We start from the raw sequence: 1,914 nt of genomic DNA, 5'->3' as shown, positions 1-1,914 counted from the left end.
CCCCATTGGTTGTTGGGTTTGGCTTAACGACAGGACTTGGGACGTTTGCCTATGGAACCTCTAATGCAGCAGAAGGGATTCATAATATCGAACTTGGGAATGCAGGGGATATCCATACCAAGTCAAAAAACTTTATCCGAGATACGCTTTTCATGGGGAATGACAAGCTGTATCATCAGGTTGGTGGGATCTTTGTGACGGCGAGTGCCATCATGATTCCCATAGGGCAGACGCAAAGCGTTGCCAAGGGATTGACCCAGTTTGCGATAGGGGAAGCAGGGGCCTATACAACAGGTCAAGTTGCCTATCATGGGACTAAGCTCCTAGGTGGAAGTGAAGAGGACGCCCAAACCGCAAACTTTATCGGGAACCTGGTAGGAGGCTATGCGGCCTCCTCAGCAGCCAGCAAGTTTAGTCTAAATCAACCTATTTCTTCGAATCGATATTCAAAAATAGATTTTACCCAAACTGATTTTGATGTTGAGTTAATAAGAGGTCGATTGAAAACTGATCCAGATACAGCTTTTTTCTGGTCAGGACGAACAGATGGTATTGGAGGAATGGATGTTGCGAAAAAAATAGCAAAAAATAAAGGAGGAGTTACATTAGAATCTACAATTGATGATACGAATATTGTAATGCCTGAATGGGATTTTAATACTCCTTCAAGTGTAACAGCTTGGGAGGAAGCTTCGAATGTTTACGCAGAGCAAGTATCTGGTGAAATAAGAGCTGTAGTTGGTAGCGAACTAAGACCAGGAAATATTTGGGAAAATATCGAATTACCAAGATTGAAGACCAATCCAAATGTTACTAAGGTTACAACAATAGATCCTAAAACAGGGGTAGAAAAAATTATATTCGAGAGGTATAAATGAAAATTACAGGAACACGATCAACAATTACTTTTGATTTAGAGAATGGTTTCCTCTTAAAAGCACAAGGAGAATTGTTGATTAATAAAAAATTTGTTGTTTATAAAGATAGTATGACACATTGGGAACCCCCTCATGAAAATCTTCCGATAACTCCAAGAGAAATAGATAATATTATTAACATGGCTAAAAAAATGGAGAGCGATCAAACTATTCAATTGGACTTTATATAATTATGTTGAACCCTATATATTCTAAGTGAACCTGTGGCAATAGATATCCCTTATGATTCAATTAAGAATTTGAAAGTTCCGAGTCGTAATGAAGCATCTGCTTTTGAAGATTTTTGGAAACCAGGTGGGCGTACTTATCCAGGAAATATGCCAGAAGCAGTTATTGATGAAGTGCCATGGGGAGAATTTACAATTAGAAAATTAGGAGGCGATTAAAATGAGTTTAACTAAAATAACATGGGAAGAGTATGAGAACTTTAAGGCGGTCCATACGCCAGACAATCTTTATATTCGGGAGCACAATGGAAGATACTACACGTTTTTTGAACTTGGTATTGCATCTGTGAGACGAGTATTTGAGATAAACGCTACAGATTTTGAAGCATACCTATCCGGGGAGCGCTCAGGAAATGATTTGTTATTTAAAGCTCAGAATGACTGTTGGCCACCGAATGTGACACAAGAAGAAGCTGATAGAAATTTCTTGAGGCAATATCCTGAAGCTTTAAGAAGAAATCCTGAAGCGCAAGGTTTATTCACAAAGGCTGAACTGGAAGAAATATTACCTGAAGGGGCTGAAATTCTAGCGAGCAAAGATTAAAATAGCTCTTTCCGTCGATGTTAAAATTGAATGAAACAAGAGTTTACTAATATTTTATTGGTAAGCTCTTGCTTTAAATAGAATTCTCTTCAAATCCAACAAAATGTTCACAATATCAAGTATCCCATCATGCACCGCAACATTCAGCCGGAATGGCAAGGCAAACAAAAAGATGCCCTCACCAAGCAGTGGGAGACCTTCTCTA

Annotated in this window: 3 protein-coding genes and 1 pseudogene; all 4 read left to right on the top strand. The window is 38.8% G+C overall.

The window, feature by feature from the left end; genetic code table 11:
• Positions 1–878: pseudogene (locus tag SORDD15_RS10475) on the top strand (hypothetical protein); the annotation flags it as partial.
• A complete protein-coding gene (locus tag SORDD15_RS03335; protein ID WP_000704716.1) occupies positions 875–1,108 on the top strand; it encodes an Imm74 family immunity protein in 234 nt (77 codons plus the stop codon). The pseudogene SORDD15_RS10475 and the gene SORDD15_RS03335, both read left to right, overlap by 4 nt.
• A 33-nt stretch (positions 1,109–1,141) precedes the next feature.
• Complete coding sequence (locus SORDD15_RS03330; protein ID WP_061414330.1) at positions 1,142–1,324, top strand: hypothetical protein; 183 nt, start codon at positions 1,142–1,144, stop codon at positions 1,322–1,324.
• A 1-nt stretch (position 1,325) separates the two neighbouring features.
• On the top strand, positions 1,326–1,709 hold the full coding sequence (locus SORDD15_RS10470; RefSeq protein WP_061414328.1) for a hypothetical protein: 384 nt from the start codon (positions 1,326–1,328) through the stop codon (positions 1,707–1,709).
• Positions 1,710–1,914 lie beyond the last annotated feature (205 nt).

This window comes from Streptococcus oralis, assembly GCF_001578935.1.
Classification (GTDB): domain Bacteria; phylum Bacillota; class Bacilli; order Lactobacillales; family Streptococcaceae; genus Streptococcus; species Streptococcus oralis_R.
The sequence above is the reverse complement of the archived record's forward strand: the minus strand, read 5'-3'. Positions and strand labels throughout refer to the sequence as shown.

Bases quoted from the DNA above. Each gene is read 5' to 3' on its own strand.
- SORDD15_RS03335 (WP_000704716.1), top strand. From the start codon at position 875: ATGAAAATTACAGGAACACGATCAACAATTACTTTTGATTTAGAGAAT.
- SORDD15_RS10470 (WP_061414328.1), top strand. From the start codon at position 1,326: ATGAGTTTAACTAAAATAACATGGGAAGAGTATGAGAACTTTAAGGCG.